Below are 23,396 nucleotides of genomic sequence, written 5' to 3'. Positions count from 1 at the left end.
GCTAACCTCACTTTTCCGCCCTATTGGTATGGCACGTAAAGACCTGCTCGACATCGCATCCCTTCATCGTGAGGAAATCGAGTTTTTGCTCGACCAATCCACGTCGTTCAAAAAGCTATTCAGCCACTCGGTGAAGAAAATTCCCGCGCTGGAGGGCAAGTCCGTGCTCATGCTGTTCTACGAGGCCAGCACCCGCACGCATTCCTCCTTCGAGGTCGCGGCCAAGCGCCTCTCGGCGGAGGTCACGAATTTCGACGTGGCTCACTCCTCCATCACCAAGGGCGAGTCGGTGCGCGAAACGATTGAAACGCTGCAGGCCATGCGCACCGACTACATCATCGTCCGCCATAGCCACCCCGGCCTGCCCGGCATGATAGCTCGGCAGACCACAGCCTCGGTCATCAATGCCGGCGACGGCGCACACGAGCACCCCACCCAGGCCCTACTCGACGCTTTCACCATCAAGGAAAAATTTCCCGACCCGCGCGGCAAGAAGGTCCTCATCATCGGCGACATTCTGCACTCGCGCGTGGCGCGCTCCACCAGCACGCTGCTGCAAAAGTTGGGCATTGAGGTGGCGTATCTTGGGCCGGGCTCGCTGGTGCCCAAGTACGTGCCGGCCAGCATCCGCCGCTTTACTGATTATGAAGCGGCCATGGCCTGGGCGCCCGATGTGGTGTACCTGCTGCGCGTGCAGCTGGAGCGCCAGGACGTGCAGTTTTTCCCCAGTGTGCGCGAGTACCACCGCGTCTACGGCATCACCACGGCCCGGCTGGCCGAAATCGGCGACCTCGGCCTCTATATTATGCACCCCGGCCCCGTGAATCGGGGCGTGGAGCTCTGCGACGCCGTAATGGACTACGAGCGCAGCCTGATTACCAACCAGGTCGAAAACGGAATTTCCGTGCGCATGGCGGTGCTCGACTGGCTCACGCCGGGCGGCGACTTCCCGAAGCAAGAATCTTACGTGACCCCGCAACGCGCCAGCTCTACGGTAGCGCTGCCCTAGGGAGAGACGCAATATTTTGCGTCTCGTCGTTGAACGATAACGCCTGCACAATTAGCCAACGACCCCGAACGGCGCGGACGACGAGACGCAAAATATTGCGTCTCTGCATCTTCCAGCAACCATTCCTCTTTACCTCTCCTATAACTCTTGCCGGTTCACCACCCTTCTTCCTCCATGCTGCTCCTTCAAAACGCCCGCATCGCCGCCGAAAACTCTCCCGAACTCGTTGAGAGTGATGTCCTGATTGTCGAAGGAATTATTGAAAAAATCGGCCCCAAATTGACTGTTCCCGAGGGTGCCCGCGTCATCGACGCGGGCGGCCGGGTGCTGATGCCCGGCATGTTTGATGCCCACGTCCATTTTCGTGCCCCCGGGTTCGAGAATAAGGAAACCATCACCACGGGCAGCGAAGCGGCCATTAACGGCGGCGTGACCGGCGTGGTGATGATGCCCAACACTCGCCCGGCCCTTGACTCGGCGACCACCGTGGCCACCGTGCTGGAAAATGCCAAGGACCGCGCCCGCATCCCAGTGTACACATCGGGCTGCGTGACGAAAAACCGCGAAGGCAAGGAGCTGGCCGAAATTGAAGGCATGCGCGGCCTCGGCGTGAAGATGCTCACCGACGATGGCGACACCACTGCCGACCCGGCCGTGCTGCTGCGGGCCATGCAGTACGCCACCGAGTTCGGGATGTTTTTTGCCAGCCACTGCGAAGTGCCGGAGTTGGCCGGCCCCCGCGCCCTCAACGAAGGCGTGATGAGCTACCGGCTGGGCATCAAGGGCTCGCCGGCCTGCGCCGAGGAAATCATCATTGACCGCGATATCCGCTTGGCTCACGCGGCGGGCGCGCACGTCCACATTCAGCACGTGTCGAGCAAGCTGGGCATGGAAACCATCCGCTGGTGGAAATCGCGCGGCGATGTGAAAGTGACGGCCGAAGTATCGCCGCACCACCTCTTATTCACCGACGAGCACATCGGCGACTACGACACCAATTACAAGATGAATCCGCCGCTGCGCACGCAAGCCGATTGCGACGCACTGCTCGAAGGCCTCAAAGAGGGCGTCTTCGACCTCATTGCCACCGACCACGCGCCGCACACGCCGTTTGAGAAAGCCCAGGATTTCATCAGCGCGCCCAACGGCATCACCGGCCTCGATACGGCGCTGGTGTCGCTCTACCACCACTTCGTGGAGCCCGGCAAGTTTGGCTGGGACCTGGTGGTGAAGCGCTACTCGGCCGAGCCCCGCCGCCTGATGGGCCTGCCCGTAACCACCATCGAGGTGGGACAATCCGCCGATTGCGTCTTATTCAATACCGAAGCGGAAACGACCTTCACGAAGGACTTCATGAAATCTAAATCGCAGAACACACCCTTCATCAACCAGACCTTAAAGGGCCGGGTCGACTTGGTGGTTTTGGGTTCGGAAATCCTGCTGGAGCGTTAATAATTAGAGTTTGACAAATAATAGTCGCCCGTCATGCTTCGACTGCGCTCAGCATGACGACCAATGAATTCTGATGAGTACACCTTCCTCCTCCGACACTCTTAACCAGCCCCTTATCGGCGTGGTGATGGGTTCCAGCAGCGACTGGGACACCATGCAGCACGCCGTGCAGATTCTCACGCAGTTTGGCGTGGCCCACGAAGCGCGCGTGGTATCGGCCCACCGCATGCCCGACGACTTATTTGCCTACGCCGAACAGGCTGGCCCGCGCGGCTTGCAAGCCATCATTGCCGGCGCGGGCGGGGCTGCGCATTTGCCGGGCATGCTGGCCGCCAAAACGACGGTGCCCGTGCTGGGCGTACCGGTGGCCAGCCGCCACTTGCAGGGTGTGGACTCGCTGCACAGCATCGTGCAGATGCCCAAGGGCATCCCGGTGGCCACGTTTGCCATCGGCACGGCCGGGGCGGCCAATGCGGCGCTGTTTGCGGTGAGCCTGCTGGCCCTGCACAATCCCGAGTTGGCGACCAAGCTACAAGCGTTTCGCACCGATCAAACCGAGGCCGCCCGCGCCATGACACTGCCCGTATGAGCGCCGGTAATCATCTTACAGCTATGCCCACGCTTTTGCCGGGCAGTGTGGATACCGCAGGCCAGCGGGCCACCTTGGGAGTGCTGGGCGGCGGCCAGTTGGGCCGGATGTTTGTGCACGCCGCCCAACGCCTGGGCTACTTCACGGCCGTGCTGGAGCCCGACGCGAAAAGCCCCGCTGGGCTGGTGAGCCACCACCACATTCAGACCGCCTACGACGACCTGGCCGGACTGGCCGAGCTTGCCCGGCTGTGCCAGGCCGTCACCACCGAGTTTGAAAACGTGCCGGCCCAAGCTCTGCAAACGCTGGCGCAGACCCGCCCCGTGGCGCCCAGCGCGGCCGTGGTAGGCATCGCCCAAAACCGCATTGAGGAAAAAGCCCACTTTGCGGCCTGCGCCGATGTGTCGGGCGTGACCTGCGCGCCCTACGCAGTGCTGGAAACGCCCGCCGATTTGCAGGCCGTGCTGGACGAACGGGCCGATTTGCTGCCCGGCATCCTGAAAACTGCGCGTATGGGCTACGATGGCAAAGGCCAAGTCCGTGTCAAAACTACTGCTGAGCTGGCTGCCGCCTGGGCGGAGCTGGCGGGCGTGGCCTGCGTGCTCGAAAAGATGTTGCCGCTCACCGCCGAGTGCTCAGTACTGGTTGCCCGCGGCTGGGACGGGCAAGTGGTCAGCTTCGCCCCGCAGCGCAACGTCCACATCGATGGCATTCTGGCCGTGACGCACGCCTACGCAGGCAACATGCCGTCTGCTTTGGCCGAGCGGGCCCGGGCCGCGGCCGTTTCCATTGCGCAGCACCTTGGCTACGTGGGGGTGCTGTGCGTGGAGTTCTTCGTGGTGGAAGATGGCAGTGAGCACGGCGGGCTGGTGGTCAACGAGATGGCGCCGCGCCCGCACAACAGCGGCCATTACACGATAGATGCCTGCGACGCGTCGCAGTTCGACCTGCAGGTACATGCCATGGCGGGCCTGCCCTTGCCGCAGCCGCGCCAGCATTCGCCAGCCATCATGCTCAACCTGCTGGGTGACGTGTGGTTTGGTGCCGACGGCCAACGGCAGGAGCCCGACTGGCTCGGCGTGTTGCGCCTGCCGGGTACGCATCTGCACCTGTACGGCAAGGAACAGGCACGCCCCGGCCGCAAAATGGGCCACCTGACCATTACCGGCCCGGATGTAGCCAGTGTCAAAACAGTGGCGCGGCGCGCCGCTGAGTTGCTCGGCTTGCCGGGGCTGGACTCTATTTAGCCGATTATCTGCTTTTGACATTCGTGATACATCAAGCCTACCCCAAAAACGCCAGCAGCGCCTTGTAAAACTGCGCCCGCACCTCCAGGTGCGGGATGTGGCCCACGTTCGGAATTTCTACCAGTTTCGCGCCCTTGATTTGGGCGGCGGTGCGGCGGCCCAGTGCGGGATACTGGCCCATTTGGGTCAGCGTTTTGGGGTCTTTGATTAACGCTTTGCCTACTACCGTGCGGTCGGCCTGGCCGATGATGAGCAGCGTGGGCACGGTAATGCGGCTGAACTCGTAGCTCACTGGCTGCTGGTAAATCATGTCGAAGGTGAGGGCATTGGCGCGGGCCACTTTGGCAAAATCGGGGCTTTTGGTTTGGGCGGCCAGGGGCAGCAACCACTGGTCGTGGGCGGTGGGGTAGCCGTTGGGGTAGTAGGTTGCGTGGTACTTGCGGATGCTGGCTTCGGTGCTTTTCAGCTCGGTGGCTTCGGCCTGGTCCACGGTTTGGAAGGGCACGCCCACGCGGTAATCCTCCAGGCCAATGGGGTTTTCGAGCACCAGTTTTTCGGTGGTTTCGGGATAGAGCAGGGCGAAGCGGGTGGCCAGCATACCGCCCATACTGTGCCCCAAGACGACGGCTTTTTTCACGCCCAGCGTGTCGAGCAGCTGCTTCGTGTTGCGCGCCAGCTGATGAAACGAATAATGAATATCAGCCTTGTCCGACTTGCCAAAGCCAACTTGGTCGGTCACCACCACCCGGAAACCCGCGCCAGCCAGGGTTTTAATTGTCTCGCGCCAATAGGCTCCGAAGAAGTTTTTGCCATGCAGCAGCACCACGGTGCGGCCGTTGGCCCGGGCGGTGGGCGGCACGTCCATGTAGGCCATGCGTAGGGCCTGCCCCTCCAGCTTCAGCGGCAGGTGGTGTACCGGAAATGGGTACTCGTAGCCATCAAGTGTGGCATTGAGCGGGGCGGGCTGGGCCAGGGCGGCAGTGGCACCCAGCAGCAAAGGCAGCAGTAGCAACAGCAGGAAACGGAACATCGCGGAAGCGTTTGATGAGCTTGCTTCTACGAATTCCAGTCCTGTTCCGCACAAAAAGCATGGGGTTTCAATCCCACCATTCAGGTTTTTTTTCGTTTGTCACCCTGAACGCAACGCAGGACCATCTCACGCCTGAACTATAGCTGTTCAATCATGAGATGGTCCTGCGTTGCGCTCAGGATGACAAAGGCCCTACGCGGGCAGCCCTTCCAGCACTTTTTTGGCATTGCTCACATGGTCCGTGGCGCCGCTCAACGAGTTGAAGATGTACTGGATAATGCCTTTTTTATCGATTACAAAGGTGACGCGGCCAGGCAGCAGGCCCAGTAGCGCACGGGGCACTTCGTAGAGCTTGCGCACTTTGCCATCGGTGTCGGCCAGCAGCTCGAAGGGCAGGCGGTGCTTCTGGGTGAATTTCTGGTGCGAGGCTTCGGTGTCGGAGCTGATGCCGATGACTTCGGCCCCAAGGTCCTTGAAATCCTCGTACTGGTCGCGAAACGAGCAGGCTTCGGCGGTGCAGCCGGGCGTGTCGTCTTTGGGGTAGAAATACAGCACCAGGTGCCGGCCGCGCTGGTCGGCCAAGCGGAAGGTTTCGCCGGAAGTGGTGGTGAGGGTGAAATCGGGAGCGGGCTGGCCTACCTGGAGCATATGGCTGAAGAAGTTATTTAGAGGCCGCAAGGTAGCGGCACGGTGCGGCTTTACGGCGGCGGCGGCATCTTTGTGGTTCGTTACACCTTTTGCTTCATGCCCCAGCCCCGCGTCAGCGTCATCATTCCCGCCCACAACGAGGCCGGGGCCATTGCCCTGGTGCTGGCCGAAATCCCGGCCGGATTGGCCCAGGAAGTCATTGTGGTTGATAATAACTCGACAGACAACACCAGCGAAATCGCCCGGGCCAGCGGGGCCACCGTACTGCGCGAGCCGCGCCCCGGCTACGGCTACGCCTGCTTGGCGGGCATGGCCCACGCCTTCGGCCGGCCGCAATCCGAACAGCCCGACCTCGTCGTATTTCTCGACGGCGACCATTCCGATTTCCCCGAACAAATGCCCGAACTACTGGCCCCGCTCCTGCGCGGGGAGGCCGACCTGGTCATCGGCTCCCGCGCCCTAGGCGTGCGCGAAAAAGGCTCCCTCCTGCCCCAGCAGCGGTTTGGCAACTGGCTGGCTGCCCGCCTGCTCAATATCCGCTACGGCGGCACAGTCACCGATTTGGGCCCTTTCCGGGCCGTCACGGCCGCGGCCCTGCTGCGCATCGGCATGGAAGACAAAACCTACGGCTGGACCGTGGAAATGCAGGTGAAAGCCGCCCGCCTGGGCCTGCGCACCGTGGAGGTGCCCGTGCGCTACCGCAAGCGCATCGGCACGAGCAAAGTGTCGGGCACGGTGCGCGGCACCCTCGGGGCAGGCTACAAGATTCTGTGGACAATTTTTAAATACTGGTAATTATTTCGGGCCGATGCGCCGGCTTGTTGTCCCAGCCCACGTCGGGCCGGTCGGTGGAGTTGTTTTTTTGCTGTGTTGCGAGTTTCTCTTTTTCGTTTCTGATGGCGGTGCTGCCCATTTTGCTAGTGGTGCTGTACGGCCTGTGCCTGCTGTTCATCCTGGGGTTTAGCGCAGGACAGTGGCAGCTCACGCGGCTGGCACTCCGCTCCTACGCCAAAGGGCTGCCGCCGCCCCCACCCGCTCCGGCCAAATGGCCCCGCGTGCTGGTGCAGCTGCCGCTCTACAATGAGCAAAACGTGGTGGAGCGCATAATTGACGCCGCTGCCGCCCTCGACTATCCCGCTGAGCTCCTGCACATACAGGTACTCGACGACTCGACCGATGCCACCGTGGCACTGGCGGAGGCCCGCGTGGCGCACTACGCCGCCCAGGGCCTGCGCATCAGCCACGTGTGCCGGCCCAACCGCGAGGGCTACAAAGCCGGCGCGCTGCGCTACGGCCTGGAGGAAAATGCCGACGAGTTCGTGGCCATTTTCGATGCGGATTTCGTGCCCGACCCGGACTTTCTGCGGCGCACCATCCCCTACTTTTTGCAGGACAAAAAGGTGGGCGTGGTCCAAACCCGTTGGGGGCACCTGAACGAAGACGAGTCGCTGCTCACGCGCCTGCAGGCTTTTGGGTTGAACGCGCACTTTCTCATAGAGCAGGTGGGTCGCACGTCGGCGGGCTTTTTCATCAATTTCAACGGCACGGGCGGCGTGTGGCGGCGCGCCTGCATCGACGATGCCGGCGGCTGGCACACCGATACCCTCACCGAAGACCTCGACCTGAGCTACCGCGCCCAGCTGCGCGGCTGGCGCTTCCTCTACCGCCCCGAAATAGTGGCCCCCGCCGAGCTGCCCGCCGTGATGGACGCCCTCAAATCGCAGCAGTTCCGCTGGACCAAGGGCGCGGCCGAAACCGCTCACAAGCACCTCGGCAGTATGTGGCGCTCCGCACAGCCGCTGCCCGTTAAGCTCCAGGCCACCTTCCACTTGCTGAATAGCTCGGTGTACGTCGTCATCATGCTCATGGCGCTGCTGAGCGTGCCGCTGGTGTTCGTGCGGGCGCAGTACCACGAGTACAAGGCTGTTTTTCAGCTGGCGTCGGTGTTTCTGATTGGGTTTACGCCGCTGATTTATTACTACTACACGGCCTGGCGGCTGGCTCATCCCGACAAGCCGCTGTGGCGCTACCCGGGCTTTTTCCTGCTGTTTTTGTCGGTTTCGATGGGCCTAGCATTGCATAATGCACGGGCCGTGCTGCTGGGCTGGTGGGGCAAGCGCACGCCGTTTGTGCGTACGCCCAAGGCCGGCACCGGCAGCCCGGCCCGCAAGCGGCGCTACCGCACCGGCGGGGTGGGCGGCCTGGTAATCCTGGAGGGCGTGCTCGCGGCCTACTTTGCATTTGGCCTCGCGGCCGGCATTTACTTCGATGACTTCGGGCTGCTGCCGTTTCACTCGCTGCTCACCATTGGCTTTGCGGCAATCTGCTACTTTTCCATCCGCGACGACAACTAGCCAGCACTCCAAACCCTTGTCTCTTAAACTGCCTTCCATTTCTCAGGTTGTGGCGCTGCTGCTGTCCGGCGTGGCGTATGCGGGCCTGGCTTTTGCCACGCCGAGGGCGAACTTTGAACAGTTGGCGGGCTTGGTTGCGGTGGCACTGGGGGCCTATGCGTGGCTGCTGCACAGCCGCTTACCGCTGCGTTGGGGCCTGGGCGCGGCGCTGATGTTCCGGCTGCTGTGGCTGCCGGCCGCTCCGGCTTTTTCCGACGATATTTTCCGTTTCCGCTGGGACGGCCTGCTGGTGGCGCACGGCGTCAACCCCTTTCAGTTTCGGCCCGATGAAATCATTGCCGACGGCGCCCGCACCGCCCTGCCCGATGCCGCCGTGCGCAACGCCGTGCTGCCCGAGTTTCAGCAGCTGTATCGGCAGCTCAATTCGCCTCATTACTACTCGGTGTATCCGCCGGTGTGCCAGGCGGTATTCGGTGGCGCGGCCCGCCTGTTTCCCACTTCGGAGCGCGGCTTCGTTATCTGCCTGCGCCTGGCAATTCTGGCGGCCGAAGTCGGCACGGCCTGGCTCCTGCTGGCCCTGCTGGCCGCCATGGGCTGGCCCCAGGCGCGGGCGCTGCGCTACCTGCTGCACCCGCTGGTCATCGTAGAACTCACCGGCAACCTGCATTTTGAAGCGCTGGCCTTGTGCTTCCTGCTGCTGGCCATCTGGCTGCTGAGCCAGCAGCAATGGGCCAAATCGGCGGGGGCGCTGGCACTGGGCGTGGCGGCCAAGCTGCTGCCGCTGCTGGTGCTGCCGCTGCTGGTGCGGCGGCTGGGCTGGCGGCGGTTTCTGGCCTACGCGGGCGTGGTGGCGTGCACGCTGCTGGTGCTGTTCAGTCCGTTTCTGTCGGGGGCGCTGGTGGTCAACATCAGCCGCAGCCTGAACCTGTACTTCCGCAGCTTCGAGTTCAATGCCAGTATCTATTACGTGCTGCGGCCCATTGGCATCTGGCTCACCACCTACAATGAAATTGCCCGCATCGGGCCAGCGCTGGCGCTCACCAGCGGCGTGCTGGGGCTGGGGCTGGCGTTGCGCGAGCGCCGCCTCACCGTGGCCTCCCTGGCCCAAACGCTGCTGCTGATGCTTACTGCGTATTATGCCCTGGCTACCACCGTGCACCCCTGGTATCTCACGCTGCTCATCGGGCTGGGGGCGCTGGCGCGGTTTCGCTTTCCGCTGGTATGGGGAGGGCTGGCGGTGCTGTCATATGCCGCCTACCGCACCACCGCCTACACCGAAAACCTGTGGCTGGTGGCGCTGGAATACGTGGTGGCGTTTGGGGTATTGGTTTGGGAACTGAGACAGGGCTTGACTAAGGATGAGAACTGTCATCCTGAGCGGAGCGAAGGACCGTCTCACGCCCGCACTCTTTGATTATCAATTACCAAACGCAAAAAGGCACTTCGCTCAGCTCAGGATGGCAGGCGGCGTTTTTTACTAAATACGACCTTATTTAGGCCAATACGCATACCGGCGCGTCGATTTCAGGCGCAGGGTGCGGCCGTCCCAGGTGGTTTGGCGGAGTAAAATGTTGGGGTAGTTTTTGGCGAACCAATACACGTTTTCCTTGTCGGGCGCCAGCGCCACGGCTACGCGCCAGGCGGGCTCGGGGGCATCGGCGGCCGGGGCTTCGGTGGTCGTGAGATGGGCTTGGTAATAGACCGGCGGCGTGGCTTTGTTGGTTTGCTGTAGGTCCAACACCACAAGCTTGAAGCTGGGCTTCTGGTCGAATTTCAGCGCACGAAGCGTATATGGCAGGGCATCTTCGAGGAAGACGTCGCGGCGCAGGTCGCGGCTGTTGTCGCCCTGCCCGTCCCAGTAAGAATGAAACCACATTTCAAAATTCACCCCGTCATCAATAATAGATTTGAAGGTGTTGCCGCACCATTCCTGCGACGACGACGACATTTTGAATAATGACACCGGCTGGTCGCGCCGGAAAAACAGCGACGTGAGGTAGTGGTATGGGTACTCATCGGCCTGAATGCTGCAGAACTGGTTGATTTTCATCACCGGAAACAGGTCATCCCGCTGGTAGTCGTCCGTTTTCACGTTGAACTGCTGGTTGAACTCTTCCTTCACCGTAATCTGCGTGTATTCAAACGTGCGCTTCTTCTTGTAAATCACCCGCTCCGCATCGTAAGTCGCTACCTCGGCCAGTCCGTCTTCCCACAGCTTGTGCATGGCCCAGTTCTGGTCGAAATACGGCATCACCGCCTGCAAGGCCTGGGCCGATGTCGGCGTGCGGGCTTTCACCGTCTTGTCCCCGTCAGGATTGCAGCCGCTTACCAAAAGGCCCACCAGTAGCAAAGGCATCAACAGGCGCAGCGGAAAGAAACTCATACAGCCAAATGGGGTTTTGGGAAGCGAATATAGGTATCGCGTTTCAGCAGCGCGCTCACCTGCAACACGGCCTCTGGAGCTAGCTTACGCTTTCCGCACGCCACACCGCTAAATCATCGGCGTCGTCTACGTCACGCAAGGTGGGCAGAAAGGCTACCCGAAGGCCCAGCCGTCCGGCATCGGCCAGGGTGTCGGTCAGCACCGAATCCGTACTCCAGGTTTTGCCCTGAAACAGCTCGGACCGGGGCTGACGCAGGCCGAGCAGGTAGTAGCCGCCATCGGTGGCCGGCCCCAGCACCAGGTCGTTGGTTTCGAGCAGCGCAAAGGCTTGCTTAAGATGGGTGTCGCGCAGCCCCGGGCAATCCGTCCCGATGATGGCCACGCAGCCCGCTCCCGCTTCAAACGCAGCCGCAAAGGCCGCCGCCATGCGCGCGCCGAGGTCGCCTTCGGGCTGGCATCGGGCGTGGTGCGCGGCCCATTCGCGGGTTTCGGCGGCAGTGGGCTTCGGGCCGGCGGTATCGGCCAGCCAGACGGTGGCCGGCACGCCGGCGTCCATTATCGCAGCATTGGTAATGGCCAGCAATTCGCGGTAGATGGCCAGCGCGGCCGGCTCGCCTACCCCGGCCGCCAGCCGGCTTTTCACCCGCCCCAGGGCCGGTACGCGGGCAAATACCAGCAGGTGGGCATCAGTATTCGATGGAGCGGTGCGAGCCGCAAGGTCTTCATTCATATACTTTTCGTCCCCGTTTCAGCCAAGGGCTCCAGACAGCAGAATAAGGGTGCACGTTGGTGGTGGGGCCGGTGGCATCCACCACAGGACGGCCTTCGTTCACCCATTCAAACAGGCCGCCGTAGAGGTTGCGCACATTGCGAAAACCCAGCGCGTGCAGGCGCTCGCCCAGCCGCTCGCTCCGCACGCCCACCGAGCAGTACACCACCACGGGCTGGCTGCGGTCGAGGCCAGCAAACTGCGCGGTGGCGATGGAATCGAAGGGCACAAACCGGGCCCCGCGCAGGTGGCTCACGCGGTATTCGGCGGGCGTGCGCACGTCGAGCAGCAGCGGCGGGGCCGGCGCGGCCAGCTCCTGTGCCAGGGCGGCGGCGGGCACCGTGGGCACGGTGTTGCGGTATAGGGTGCGCAGCAACTGCTTGTAAAGCATGCCAGGAGTAGCGGTTTCACCACCGGCTCCGCTGCCGCAGGCTCCCGAAGCCAATAAGCCGGCAATCAGGCTGATGCGAACCAAGAAGAGCCAGCGCATGGGGTACGTAAATGTAGAGTAAATAAATCGGGGCAAGATAAGCTAGCGCCGACGCACGTGAATGCGCACCCGTTCGCCGTCTTCGGTGGTGGTGGGCATCACGTCGATGCGGTCGGCTTCGTCGTAGTAAGTGGCTAGGCCGCGCACGATGCCCACCGCCAGGCCGCCCATTCGGCGCGGCGACACGTAGTCAATCATCAGCTCATTGGGGCCCAAGCGGCTGACATCGAGCACGGGCGGCGAGTTTTCGCTGTGCTCCTGCCGCACCTGCTTGTGCATGGTTAGCTCGGTGTGTTCCAGCATGTCCAGCGTTTTCCACTCGGGTTTCAGTAGGCGCTGGTACATGTACATAAGGTCGGGCACGAGGTATTCGCCAAACTTCTCGTGCAACTCACCGGCCGAGAGGCCCGTCATCTCGGCCGCATGGCCCACGAGGGCGTAAATATGCTCGTCGGGGTACACTGTTTTGTGGTCGAATTCTACTTTATCGAGCCCCGACAACTCCATTAGCTTCACCCAAGTGCTGTGGTCATATTGCGTTTGGACGTAACGCTTTAGCAGAGTAAGAATGGTGCCGTGCATGGACTTAAAGAAGATTTTTGGAGTGATAAACAAAGCCGCCTGCCAGCGCAAACGGCTAACAGGCGGCTTTGTTTATTTTTGGTCAAACCAAATGCACCTGGTTTTCACGCGCGCTAGATATTGCCTACCACCGTCATGGTGCTCAGCGTGGGGCCGGCGCTGCCGCCGGCGGGCTCCACGGTCATGGCAAAAGTCTGGGCGCTGGCAATATCCTTCATGTGCTGGAGGCCTTCGCCGGTGGCCGTAGCCACGGTGAGCACGCCGGCATCAATCGGTTTGCCTTTGTCGAGGGCCCAAAGTTGGTACTGCTTATCGGCGGGCAGGACAGGCAGGCTGCGCACGTCCACGTACACCTTGTGGGTGGCGGGGTTGAACAGCACCCGGGCGTGGGCCGTGGGCGCGGTTTTGGTGCCGGCCAGGGCCACGGCGCGGAACTCGTCGTTGCGCAGCACCTGGTTTTCCTGCTGCAGCGCACCCAGTTTTTTCTCCACTACCTGCGAAGTAGTGGCGAAGCGGGCTTGCTCGTTTTGCAAGGCCACCAGCTCCGAGCTGGCGCTTTTCCAGTTCGAGTACAGCAGCATATTACCGCCCAGGCTCAGCAACAAGGCTACCGAGGCGGCGATGGCCCAGCCCGAGCGGCTGGCCGGCACCTCCACCGGCGCAGCGGACAGGGGCCGTACCACGGCTTCATTGGCAGCTACCGGCTGCGGAGCGCTGGCTACGGGGCGGCTGGCGGTCTGGGCTACGGCGTCTACATCGGCACGAAGGCTGGAAGTGGCGGCGGGGCCCGAGATTTGGGCCAGTACGTTATTCAGTACCCGCTCGCGCATGGCGGCGGGGGGCGTGATGGCGTGGGCTTCGGCGTAGAAACCCAACGCTGCCTGAACCTGCTCCAGCTCGGCCCGGATTTCGGGGTGGCTGGCGGCCTGGGCTTCCACCGCCGCCTGCTCGGCGGCCGAAAGCTCGCCCAGAGCGTATTGCTCCAGGATGCCCGATTCTATATAGTCTTGGATGTTTTCCACGGTTGGTTCAGCGAATGAGTTTGCTTAGGACTTTGATAGCGGTGCGGGCGCGGGTTTTCACCGTCCCCAAAGGGATGTTGAGCTCCTCGGCCACCTCACTTTGGGTGAAGCCCTCGAAGTAGAGCATGTCGATAATCTGGCGCTGCTCGGGAATGAGTTTCTGAGTAATTTCTTGCAGGCCAATATGTTCGGGGCGAAAGGCCGTGGGCGCGGCCTGGCGCTGCGCCGTCAGACTGTCGTCCAGCCCCGTTGTTTTGCTACCTACGCGGTGCTGTCGTGAGCGGATTTTGTCGATGCTCAGATTCCGGCAAATGTTCAGCACCCAGGTAAATAGCCGGCCCTTGTTGGGGTCATAGCTAGCGAAGGCGTTCCAGATTTTTACCAGCGCTTCCTGCAGCACGTCCTCAGCCTCGTCCTCGGCCTTCACAATGCGGAAGATGACACCGTAGAGCGCGGCCGAGTACCGGTCATAAAACAGCGTCATGGCCGATTCGTCACGGGCCTGGAGGCGCCGGACCAGGTCCTCCTCGGCGGCGGGTGGTAAGGGAATTAATGGATTATCGGACACGGGAGTGACTGAAAGTGAGAGATAAAGCAGAAAGGCAGAGACTTAGGTAGCGCACGAAAATACGGTTTGCCACGCAATTGCCCGTATACGGCATTTTGCGGGCCGCAACCGAAGTCGGAAACTGAGGCTTGCCAGCCTTGCCACTGCCACAACCCAAGCCGGGGCTATGTTGTTGACCAGCTACTTACCGACAGTATAATACCACCATTTTTTGCCGCTGAATTGTTGGTTGCGTGCTAATTAATTTTTCTTTCGATTTTCTTTTTTTGCAATGCCCATCGAGTCATACAATCCTTACACCGGCCGCGTGCTGCGCCGCTTCTCCCCTTTCAGCTGGGCCAAGACTGAACGTATTCTGGGCCAGGCGCACCGGGCGGCGGCTACCTGGGCCGCTACCACGTTTGCCCACCGCGCCGGGGTGCTGCGCCGCGCCGCCACCCTGCTACGCGAACGGCAAGATGAGCTGGCTCACCTTATGGCTCTGGAGATGGGCAAGCCCATCACCGATGGCCGTGCGGAGGCCGTGAAGTGCGCCACCTGCTGCGAATACTACGCCGACCACGCCGAGGAATTTCTCAGCGACGAGCTCATCAAAACCGATGCCGGCCGCAGCTTCCTCAGCTACCAGCCGCTGGGCGTGGTGCTGGCCGTGATGCCGTGGAATTTTCCGTTCTGGCAGGTGGTGCGCTTTGCCGCGCCGGCGCTCATGGCCGGCAATGTGGGCCTGCTCAAACACGCCTCCAACGTGCCGCAGTGCGCCCTGGCGCTGGAGAAAATCTTTCACGATGCAGGCCTGCCGCCGGCCTGTTTCCGCACGCTGCTCATCGAAACCAATCAGGTGGAAAAACTCATTGCCGACGACCGCCTGCGGGCCGTGACGCTCACGGGCAGCGAAGGCGCGGGCGCGGCCGTGGCCGCCGCCGCCGGGCGGCACATCAAGAAAACCGTGCTGGAGCTGGGCGGGTCTGACCCGTTCATCGTGCTGGCTGATGCCGACGTGGCCCTGGCCGCCAAAACCGCCGCCCAAAGCCGCATGATAAACAGCGGCCAAAGCTGCATTGCCGCCAAGCGTTTCATCGTGGAAAAACCGGTGCTAAAGGAATTCATCGGCCACCTGAAAACCCACTTGCTGGCCCTGCGCCCCGGCGACCCGCTCGACCCGGCCACCCAATACGGTCCCCTGGCCCGCCCCGACCTAGCCGATGAGCTCACCGAGCAAGTGAACGACTCCGTAGCGCAGGGCGCAAAGGTGGAGCTATTTGGCGGCCAGGCCAAGCCCGGCACCGCCCTGTTCCGTCCCATGATTCTGTCGAACATCAAGCCCGGCCAGCGGGCTTATGCGGAGGAATTATTTGGCCCGGTGGCACTGGTGCTCGAAGCCAAAAACGCCGCCGATGCCGTGCGCATCGCTAACGATTCCCTCTTTGGCCTGGGAGCTGCCGTGTGGACTGCCGACCCGAAAAAAGGCGAGGAAATGGCCCGGCAAATTGAGAGCGGGGCCGTGTTCGTGAACGGGCTGGTGAAATCGATGCCGGAGATGCCCTTTGGCGGGGTGAAAAAGTCGGGCTACGGGCGCGAGCTTTCTTACCTGGGCATCCGCGAATTTGTCAATCAAAAGTCGATTTGGATTGGGAAGGAAGTCGCGCCGGAAGCGAAGACGGAGTAATTTCCCTCTCTGTCATCCTGAGCGTAGCGAAGGACCTTATCATGCTTAGACAAGTTGTTCGAACGTGATAAAGTCCTTCGCTACGCTCAGGATGACAGTTGATTCCTTTTCTCCTGCGGCCTACAAATATCCCAACGCCTTATACGTCAGCCAGCCCGTGACCTCATGCGTAAGCAGGCTGAAATTGACCATTGCATCGGGGTTGGGCACCAGTAAGGCGTCGGGGGAAAGGCGGCGGTCGGTGCTGCGGTAGCCGGCCGGAAAGCCGATGGGATGTAGCCCGACCTTTGCAAAACAGCCCATGGCCCGCCGCTGGTGGAAAGCCGACGTGACGAGGATGAGCGTGTCCTGCTCCTGCGTGAGCAGCTGCCTGGTAAAAAGCGCGTTTTCGCGGGTGTTGCGGCTTTTTTCTTCGCGGATGATGGCGGAGTTGGGCACGCCCGCTAGGCGCAGCAGCGTGGTCAGGTCGTCGGCTTCGGTGTGGGCCACGGCCTGCACCGCGCCCGAGCCGCCCGACACGATGATGCTGCGCACCCGGCCGGCCCGGTACAGCCAGAGCGCACTCGTCACGCGGTCGGATCCGGGGCCGAGATACACCCGGTCGTGGGGCGATTTGCTAACGTTGGTGATGCCGGTAAGCAGCACGGCGGCATCGGCGTGGCGGGGCAGAGCGGCCAGGGCCACGGGCGGGGCCTCCCAGGCCAACAACAACTCATTGACCAGAAACGGATTAGTGGTTAAGAGCGTGAGTGCCAGCGCGGCCACCAGCCAGCGACGCTGGCGCGGCGGCCGCGCCACGAGCGCCGCAATCAGCAACGCCACCAGCCACACGGTGGGCAGCAGCACAAAGTCGAGAACCTTCGAGAGCAGAAAAAACACGCCCAAAGGTAGCGCCGCCTACGTGTGGACGGGCACGAAGGCCCGCAGGCGGGCGAGTTGAGCCACAACTTCGGCCTCGGTAGTCAGGTTGTCGCACTCCAGCATCCGGCCCTGGCAGTAGCTCACGAAGAAGGGCGCTACTTTTTGCTGCATCAGCTTGCGGGCCACGGGGTTTTCGTCGGAATCGAGGCGCACAAACAAAATGGATTCGTTGCCGGGCTCGTCCACGAACTTGGCGAAGGGCGGGGCCAGCGCCTGGCAGATGGCGCAATCGGCGGAGGTAAATTTGGCAAATACCTTCATGTGCTCGTGCGTGAGGCGGCGCAGGTGCTGATCGTCGGTGTCGACCACGTGTTTGCGTTCTTCTTCAGTCATATAAGGCAGGTGATAGCCGGGCTAAGCAGTGGGCAGACTTATGATGAGGTTGTCATTCCGACGGAGGAATCTGATGAAATCGTCCAACCTTTTTATTCAGATTCCTCCGGCGTCAGAATGACAAATTCCCTCCAAAATGCCGTTTAACTACAAAATCAGCTTCAAGGTTCAGCTTATATGCGCAGCATTAATTCCCGGATGTACTTCACTGGGGCGCTGCCGTAGCTGAGAAAATTTTCGTGGAAGGCTTTCAGGTCGAAGGCCTTGCCTTCCTGCTGCTTAAGCTCCTGGCGCAGGGCATAAATCTCGGTGTAGCCCGTGAAGTAGCTGCTGAGCTGCACCTGGCTGAGGGTGGCCCGCAGCCACTTGCCCCGCGCCTCGGCTTCTTCCTGGAAACCTTCGCGGCGCAGCATATTCACTACATCCGTTTCGCTCATGTTTTCGGCCTGGATGGCGTGGTCGATAACCGCGTTCAGGGTCGAGCGCATGTTCCATTTATCCCACATCAGCCACATTTCGTCGGAGTTGTTACCATAGCCGCTTTCCAGCATCATGCGCTCCGAGTACACGGCCCAGCCCTCCACCATGGCGCCGTTGCCAAAAATGCTTTTCACCAGCGAGGGCGAGCGGTTGGCGTACACCAGCTGCGTGTAGTGGCCCGGAATGGCCTCGTGGATGTTGAGAATCTGAAGGGTGTAGTCATTGTATTCGCGCAGGTAGCTCTCGGCCTGGGCGGGCGTCCACTCGGCGGGCAGCGGCTCCACGTTATAGTAGGTGTTGGCGCCCTTGTCGTAGGGGCCGGGGGCCGATACGCTGGCCCCTGCCCCACTGCCGCGCATGTAGAGCGGGGTTTCGCGCACCACCAGCGGCTTGCTGGGGTCCTGGGTTAATAATTTGTGGTCATTGACAAAGGCCACCAGCGTGGGAATTTGCCGCTTCACGGCGTCCACGAAGCCATCGCGCGGGGCGTGCTTCAGGGTCAGCTGGTTAATGACGGCCGTAATCAGGGCCAGCGTATCAGCCGGCGCTTTCTGGCCAGGGAAATACTTGGGATAGAGCCTGGCGGCGCGGTGGCCCATGTCGTGCAGCAATTCGGCCTTGTGTTTCAAAGCCTGCTGGTAAATTTCGGCGGCCGTGAAGCGCGACTGAATGTCGTAGGCAAACTTCTGGTCGAACAGCTCCTTGCCAATGCGGAACGAGCGAAATTTCCCGGCCGTCAGCACATCGTTTTTGAGGAAATTTATGTAGCCCTGCACGGCCGTGCGGGCGGCGGCCACGCGGTCGGTCAGGGTCTTTTTCTCAGCTTCGGTCAGGCCCGATTTTCGCACCGAATCGGCCAGCGCGGAGCCGAAAACTTCCAGACCGCCCGCGTTTTGCTTGAGACCCAGCTCGGTGTGCTCCTTCGTGGGGTTGCTGATGTTGGCCCGGGCGGCGGCGTAAAACTCGGCCGCGTGGCTGATTTTGTCGGAGATGTTGCGCAGGCGGCGGTCGAGACGGAAATGGCGGCCGTTGAGCAGGTCGCCCACCGAGGCGCCGAGGTTGTAGCTAGCTGGGTTCCACTGCCAGCTTTTGAGCGTGTCGGCGTACCAGCGCTCGGCCCGCAGCTCGTTGCGCAGCAGGCGCAGGTCAATCTTGTTGTTGGGCGAGAGACTGTCGAGTGTGAATTTGCCCAGCGCGGCCAGGTTTTGCTGGGCGAAAGCATAGTCGGCTTGCCGTTGGGCGGCGTTAGGAATCAGCAGCAGCGAGTCGTATTTGTGGTAGCCCATGCCGGAGGCGTAGTCCGGGTTTTGCTTCCACAGGGCTTCGATGAACTGGGTTTTGAAGGCATCGAAGCGAGCATCGGGGCCGCTGCTGGTGGTGGGTTTATCGGCTTGGGAGCAGCTGGCGAGGGCCAGAGCCAGCAAGGGCAGGTAGCGGAGTTTCATGGGTGGGAATGGTTGCACGATATGCAGAGACGCGACACTTCGCATCTCGTCGTTGCTAAAGTTATAAGGTCGGCCAGGTCGTCGCGGCTACGGCCGTTCAACGCCGAGACGCGAAGTGTCGCGTCTCTACATTTTCAGCCACCAACGCCCAAAGGAACACCCCAAACCCGGCACGTTGCAACGCGCCGCCGTAGGTTTGTCCCGCCGTTCGGCCATTCCGTATCAGCCCCATCTTCCTACCCCAAAATTCCCCATGTCCACTTCCCGCATCGAACACGATTTCCTCGGCGAACGCAGCTTGCCCGACACCGCCTACTACGGCATTCAGACGCTGCGCGCCCTCGAAAACTTCGCCATCACCGGCATTCCCATTAAGAATGAGCCGCTCTTCGTGCAGGCCCTGGCCTACGTGAAAAAGGGCGCCGCCCTGGCCAACAAGGAGCTCGGCGTGCTGCCCGCCAACATTGCCGATGCTATTGCCGCCGCCTGCGACCGCGTGGCCGCCGGCGAGTTCGACAACCAGTTTCTCACCGACATGATACAAGGCGGCGCGGGCACGTCGGTGAACATGAACGCCAACGAAGTCATCGCCAACGTGGCCCTCGAAATGATGGGTCACCAGAAGGGCGAGTACCAGTATTGCCACCCCAACAACCACGTCAACTGCTCGCAAAGCACCAACGACGCCTACCCCACCGCCTTCCGCATTGCGCTTAACAACAAGCTGGTGGGCTACCGCGAAACCCTGGTGGAGCTGGCCGACGCCTTCGCCCAAAAAGCCGAAGAATTCCGTGATATTCTCAAAATGGGCCGCACCCAGCTCCAGGACGCCGTACCGATGAGCATGGGTGACGAGTTCCGCGCCTTCGCCACCAACCTGCGCGAGGAGCTGCTGCGCATCGACGACTCGCGCCGGCTGATTGACGAAATCAACATGGGCGCCACCGCCATCGGCTCGCGCATTAACGCACCCACCGGCTACCCCGAGCTCGTGACCGAGCATCTGCGCGCCATCACCGGCCTGAATCTGATTTTGGCCGGCGACCTGTTTGAGGCCACCTACGACACGGGCGCCTACGTGCAGCTCTCGGGCGTGCTGAAGCGTACGGCCGTGAAGCTCAGCAAAATCTGCAACGACCTGCGGCTACTGTCGTCCGGCCCGCGCACGGGCATCAACGAAATCAACCTGCCGCCCTTGCAGCCGGGCTCTAGCATAATGCCCGGCAAGGTGAACCCCGTGGTGCCCGAGGTGGTGAACCAGACGGCCTTCTACGTCATCGGGGCCGACCTCACGGTGACCATGGCGGCCGAGGCAGGCCAACTGCAGCTCAACGTGATGGAGCCGGTTATCAGCTTCGCGCTGTTCACCTCCATTTCCTACATGACCAACGCCTGCCGCACCCTGCGCGAGAAGTGCGTAGTGGGCATCACGGCCAATAAGGAACACGCCGAAAACCTGGTGCGCAACAGCATCGGCATCGTCACGCAGCTCAATCCCGTCATCGGTTACGAGGCTTCGGCCGAAATCGCCAAGGAAGCCCTTAAAACCGGCAAGTCCGTCCACGACATCGCCGTGACCGAGCGCGGGCTATTAACGCAGGAGAAGTGGGACGAGATTTTCACGTTTGAGAACCTGATTCGGCCAGTGTTTATGAAGTAGCGGAGCACCTCCCCGCCCCCCTCTCCTTGGGGAGATGGGGAACCTGATGAATTTCTGATTTAGGTCGGATTACAATAAAAAAAGCCTCGTATCTCCGAGGCTTTTTTTATTAGCATAACCCTGCGCCACCGTGGCTCCCCCTCTCCACCGGAGAGGGGGCCGGGGGGGTGAGGCCCCTACTCTACCACCAGCCGCTGCACCGCCACGGCCGTGCCCGACTGCACCCGCACGAAGTAGGTACCGGCGGCCCAACCGCTAGTTTCCAGCACGTAGCTGTTGCCGCTGATGTTGCGCGTTTGCAATAGGCGGCCGGTGAGGTCAAATACCTGGAGCTGGCTTTGGGCGGCTGGGGCGGCGGCCAGGGCCAAGCGCACCACGCCGGCCGTGGGGTTCGGGTAGAGGGCCACGCCGAAGGCGGGCTGCGTGCTGGCCGTGCCGGTGGCCGTGGTGGAGCGCAGGCGCAGCACCCAGGTCTGGTTGGCGGCCAGCGCCGGCAGCGTGGTGGCGAAGCTGCTGAAACCACCCTGCGCGTTCACCGTGACGGTGCCGGCGGCCTGGCCGGTGTACAGCTCGGTCACCTGGTAAGTGCCGGCGGCCAGCGTCGACATATTGAGCGAAAGCGTGGAGCCACTCACGGTGCTGCTGCCCAGGTTGGCGGCAATCAGGGTAGCTTCCTGGCCGAACACACGGGCGTAGGCCAGCACCGAAGCAGCCGACGACGTGGCGGGCAGGTAGTAGCCCTTGCGCAGGGTTTCGTTGGCGGTGCGCAGGCCAATGAGCTTCTTGTAGTGGCTGAGCAACGAGTTCTGGTCAGCCTGTTCGGTGGCCACGTTGTAGGTGCCGAAGTTGGAATTGATGCCACGCCAGGGCGTGCCGGTGGTGAAGCCCGCCTGCGTGCCGGCCGTCCACTGCATGGGCTTGCGCTTGTCTTCGTCGGCCCCGCTGCCGGCCATGCCCACTTCTTCGCCGTAGTAAATGAACGGCACACCGGGCATGGTGAGGTAGAGCGCTGCCGCCTGCTTCATGCGAGCCACGTTGCTGCCCAGCACGTCGAACACGCGGTTCTGGTCGTGGTTGGTGAGGAAGGTGGCGTATTGCAGGCGCGGGTATTGGCTGGTAACGAGGTTGAGCTGGGTGCGCAGCGCGGCGGGGCTGCCCGCCGTCACGGCCCCCACGATGCTGCTGGCCAGGTCGAACTCAAAGCAAAGGTCAAGGCGGCCGTTGCGCACGTAGGGAATCACGGCACTGGTATTGGTCCAGGCCTCGCCCACCGACAGGGCGGCCGGGTTCACGGCCTTCAGCGAGTCGTGAAACTCCTCCAGAATGCCGAGCGTCTCGGGCGTGTCGGCCGTGGTGGTGCCGGTTTCCACCAGGTAGCGCACGGCGTCGAGGCGGAAGCCGTCCACGCCCTTGCGCAGCCAGAACCGGTCGGCATCCCACATGGCCGCTTTAAGCTGGGGGTTGCGCCAGTTCAAATCGGGCATGCCATCATAGAAAGCGCCGTAGAAATACTGGCCGTTGCGCAGGTGCCAGCCGCTGCCGCCAAACGGCCCGTAGCCCAAGTCGGTGGGCGACCACAAATACCAGTTGCGGTACGGGCTGGTAGTACTAGCCGCCGACTGCGTAAACCACGGATGCTGGCTCGACGAGTGGTTCAGCACCATGTCCAGAATCACCTTGATACCGCGCTGGTGGGCGGCGGCCAGGAATGCATCGAACTGGGCCATCGTGCCGTAGTCCGGCTCCACAGCCTTGTAGTCGCTGATGTCGTAGCCGTGGTAGCTGGGCGAGTCCATAATGGGCATCAGCCAGAGGCCAGTCACGCCCAGGTCGGTGGTGGTGGCGGGGTTGCCGTCGTTGAGGTAGTCGAGCTTCTGGGTGAGGCCGGCGAAGTCGCCCTTGCCGTCACCGTTGCTGTCGTAGAAGCTGCGCACGAACACCTCGTAGAACACCGCGTCGTTCCACCAATACGTGGAGTAACTGGTGAGCGTGGCCCCGTTGCAAGCCGTGCAGGTGCCGAAGCAGTAGCTCGGCGTGGTGTTCACGGCGGCCGTGGCGTTCACTACGCGCAGCAGGGTGCCGCTGGCATCGGCGGTGCCGCAGGCGGCGGGCACGGTTTCGGCTCCGGCCAGGGTGTTGCCGTTCACAAAGCGGTACTGGAACATGCCCGGGGCCGGCAGCGAAATCGTCACTTCGTAGATGCCGTCGTTATTGTCGTCGGTCAGGGGCAGCGCGGTGGCGTCGTTGTTCGCGCCGTAGCCGGCCAGGGCCTGAAAGTTGCCCACCACGTGCACGCCGGTGCGGGCCACGGTTTGGCCGGTCATGTCCACGGCGAAGCGCAGCTGCGGGGCACAGCCGGCAAAGGCCACGATGGGCAGGCGCACGGCCGAGCCGCCCACCACCACCTGCCGGTTCACGTTGCCACTGCCATCGGTAATGCCGCAGGTAGCGGGCACGATTTCAGAAACGCCCCAGGCGTTGCCGTTCACGAACTTATAGAGGTAGGTGCCGGCCGGCACGTTTACGGTGGCTTCCCACACGTGGTCGCCGTCGGCATCGGTCAGGGCTGTGGTGGCGGGGTTCCAGTCGGCCGGGAAGCCGGCGGCGGCCTGGAAGTTGCCGGCTACGTGCACGCCGCCCGCAGGCACGGCCGTAGTGCCCATATCCACCCGGAAGGTGAGCTGATTGGCTTGCGCGCTGCCCCAGCCGGCGAGTAAAGCGATAAGTAGTAAGCGGAATTTCATTGGT

Annotated in this window: 21 protein-coding genes; 9 read left to right on the top strand and 12 right to left on the bottom strand. The window is 62.1% G+C overall.

The features are described from left to right. The first annotated feature begins 28 nt into the window (after nt 1-28). The 4 genes from I7X13_RS02360 to I7X13_RS02345 all read left to right on the top strand — a co-directional run bounded on the left by I7X13_RS02360 (nt 29) and on the right by I7X13_RS02345 (nt 4,297). Entirely contained in the window at nt 29-1,009 is a 981-nt protein-coding gene (locus tag I7X13_RS02360; protein WP_198074198.1) for an aspartate carbamoyltransferase catalytic subunit, read from the top strand. 174 nt (nt 1,010-1,183) lie between these two features. Further along, nucleotides 1,184-2,461 carry a dihydroorotase gene (locus I7X13_RS02355; RefSeq protein ID WP_198074197.1) on the top strand — a complete coding sequence of 426 codons (1,278 nt, stop codon included), beginning with the start codon at nt 1,184-1,186 and terminating at the stop codon, nt 2,459-2,461. Nucleotides 2,462-2,534: 73 nt separating this feature from the next. Next, a complete protein-coding gene (gene purE / locus I7X13_RS02350; protein WP_198068168.1) occupies nt 2,535-3,050 on the top strand; it encodes a 5-(carboxyamino)imidazole ribonucleotide mutase in 516 nt (171 codons plus the stop codon). Nucleotides 3,051-3,073: 23 nt separating this feature from the next. Further along, on the top strand, nt 3,074-4,297 hold the full coding sequence (locus tag I7X13_RS02345; RefSeq protein WP_198074196.1) for a 5-(carboxyamino)imidazole ribonucleotide synthase: 1,224 nt from the start codon (nt 3,074-3,076) through the stop codon (nt 4,295-4,297). Between the two features lie 37 nt (nt 4,298-4,334). Here I7X13_RS02345 and I7X13_RS02340 read toward each other — a convergent pair whose 3' ends face one another. Together I7X13_RS02340 and I7X13_RS02335 are read right to left on the bottom strand one after the other, a co-directional pair. After that, entirely contained in the window at nt 4,335-5,327 is a 993-nt protein-coding gene (locus I7X13_RS02340) for an alpha/beta fold hydrolase (RefSeq protein WP_198074195.1), read from the bottom strand. Between the two features lie 192 nt (nt 5,328-5,519). After that, nucleotides 5,520-5,975, bottom strand: coding sequence for a peroxiredoxin (locus I7X13_RS02335; RefSeq protein ID WP_198074194.1), 456 nt, complete (start codon nt 5,973-5,975; stop codon nt 5,520-5,522). Nucleotides 5,976-6,071: 96 nt separating this feature from the next. On the opposite strand from I7X13_RS02335, the gene I7X13_RS02330 reads away from it, so the two are divergent. From I7X13_RS02330 to I7X13_RS02320, 3 genes are all read left to right on the top strand, one after another. Beyond that, a complete protein-coding gene (locus tag I7X13_RS02330; protein ID WP_198074193.1) occupies nt 6,072-6,770 on the top strand; it encodes a glycosyltransferase family 2 protein in 699 nt (232 codons plus the stop codon). Nucleotides 6,771-6,871: 101 nt separating this feature from the next. Continuing rightward, a complete protein-coding gene (locus tag I7X13_RS02325) occupies nt 6,872-8,329 on the top strand; it encodes a cellulose synthase family protein (RefSeq protein WP_198074192.1) in 1,458 nt (485 codons plus the stop codon). Between the two features lie 49 nt (nt 8,330-8,378). Continuing rightward, complete coding sequence (locus I7X13_RS02320; protein ID WP_198074191.1) at nt 8,379-9,743, top strand: hypothetical protein; 1,365 nt, start codon at nt 8,379-8,381, stop codon at nt 9,741-9,743. A gap of 75 nt (nt 9,744-9,818) precedes the next feature. On the opposite strand, the gene I7X13_RS02315 is transcribed toward I7X13_RS02320, so the two are convergent. The 6 genes from I7X13_RS02315 to I7X13_RS02290 form a co-directional block, all read right to left on the bottom strand. Beyond that, on the bottom strand, nt 9,819-10,712 hold the full coding sequence (locus I7X13_RS02315; RefSeq protein WP_198068161.1) for a hypothetical protein: 894 nt from the start codon (nt 10,710-10,712) through the stop codon (nt 9,819-9,821). A gap of 79 nt (nt 10,713-10,791) precedes the next feature. Next, a complete protein-coding gene (locus I7X13_RS02310) occupies nt 10,792-11,442 on the bottom strand; it encodes a TIGR04282 family arsenosugar biosynthesis glycosyltransferase (protein WP_198074190.1) in 651 nt (216 codons plus the stop codon). Further along, nucleotides 11,435-11,971 carry a rhodanese-like domain-containing protein gene (locus tag I7X13_RS02305; protein ID WP_233454638.1) on the bottom strand — a complete coding sequence of 179 codons (537 nt, stop codon included), beginning with the start codon at nt 11,969-11,971 and terminating at the stop codon, nt 11,435-11,437. Before I7X13_RS02305 ends, I7X13_RS02310 begins: the two co-directional genes overlap by 8 nt. A gap of 42 nt (nt 11,972-12,013) precedes the next feature. Further along, nucleotides 12,014-12,553 carry a heme NO-binding domain-containing protein gene (locus I7X13_RS02300; protein ID WP_198074189.1) on the bottom strand — a complete coding sequence of 180 codons (540 nt, stop codon included), beginning with the start codon at nt 12,551-12,553 and terminating at the stop codon, nt 12,014-12,016. A 113-nt stretch (nt 12,554-12,666) separates the two neighbouring features. Further along, a complete protein-coding gene (locus tag I7X13_RS02295; RefSeq protein ID WP_198074188.1) occupies nt 12,667-13,575 on the bottom strand; it encodes an anti-sigma factor in 909 nt (302 codons plus the stop codon). Between the two features lie 7 nt (nt 13,576-13,582). Then, nucleotides 13,583-14,143 carry an RNA polymerase sigma factor gene (locus I7X13_RS02290; RefSeq protein WP_317191513.1) on the bottom strand — a complete coding sequence of 187 codons (561 nt, stop codon included), beginning with the start codon at nt 14,141-14,143 and terminating at the stop codon, nt 13,583-13,585. A gap of 271 nt (nt 14,144-14,414) precedes the next feature. Between I7X13_RS02290 and I7X13_RS02285 the strand changes: the two genes are divergently transcribed. Next, nucleotides 14,415-15,809, top strand: coding sequence for an NAD-dependent succinate-semialdehyde dehydrogenase (locus tag I7X13_RS02285; protein ID WP_198074187.1), 1,395 nt, complete (start codon nt 14,415-14,417; stop codon nt 15,807-15,809). A 120-nt stretch (nt 15,810-15,929) separates the two neighbouring features. Here the strand turns inward: I7X13_RS02285 and I7X13_RS02280 are convergent, their stop codons facing one another. The 3 genes from I7X13_RS02280 to I7X13_RS02270 all read right to left on the bottom strand — a co-directional run bounded on the left by I7X13_RS02280 (nt 15,930) and on the right by I7X13_RS02270 (nt 18,988). After that, entirely contained in the window at nt 15,930-16,688 is a 759-nt protein-coding gene (locus I7X13_RS02280; protein WP_198074186.1) for a YdcF family protein, read from the bottom strand. Nucleotides 16,689-16,706: 18 nt separating this feature from the next. Next, a complete protein-coding gene (locus tag I7X13_RS02275; RefSeq protein ID WP_198074185.1) occupies nt 16,707-17,063 on the bottom strand; it encodes a thioredoxin family protein in 357 nt (118 codons plus the stop codon). A 173-nt stretch (nt 17,064-17,236) separates the two neighbouring features. After that, a complete protein-coding gene (locus tag I7X13_RS02270) occupies nt 17,237-18,988 on the bottom strand; it encodes a DUF885 domain-containing protein (RefSeq protein ID WP_198074184.1) in 1,752 nt (583 codons plus the stop codon). Between the two features lie 253 nt (nt 18,989-19,241). On the opposite strand from I7X13_RS02270, the gene aspA reads away from it, so the two are divergent. Further along, nucleotides 19,242-20,648 carry an aspartate ammonia-lyase gene (gene aspA / locus I7X13_RS02265; protein ID WP_198074183.1) on the top strand — a complete coding sequence of 469 codons (1,407 nt, stop codon included), beginning with the start codon at nt 19,242-19,244 and terminating at the stop codon, nt 20,646-20,648. 176 nt (nt 20,649-20,824) lie between these two features. Here aspA and I7X13_RS02260 read toward each other — a convergent pair whose 3' ends face one another. Next, nucleotides 20,825-23,392 carry an alpha-amylase family glycosyl hydrolase gene (locus I7X13_RS02260; protein ID WP_198074182.1) on the bottom strand — a complete coding sequence of 856 codons (2,568 nt, stop codon included), beginning with the start codon at nt 23,390-23,392 and terminating at the stop codon, nt 20,825-20,827. Nucleotides 23,393-23,396 lie beyond the last annotated feature (4 nt).

This window comes from Hymenobacter negativus (assembly GCF_016056375.1).
GTDB lineage: Bacteria > Bacteroidota > Bacteroidia > Cytophagales > Hymenobacteraceae > Hymenobacter > Hymenobacter negativus_A.
The sequence above is the reverse complement of the archived record's forward strand: the minus strand, read 5'-3'. Positions and strand labels throughout refer to the sequence as shown.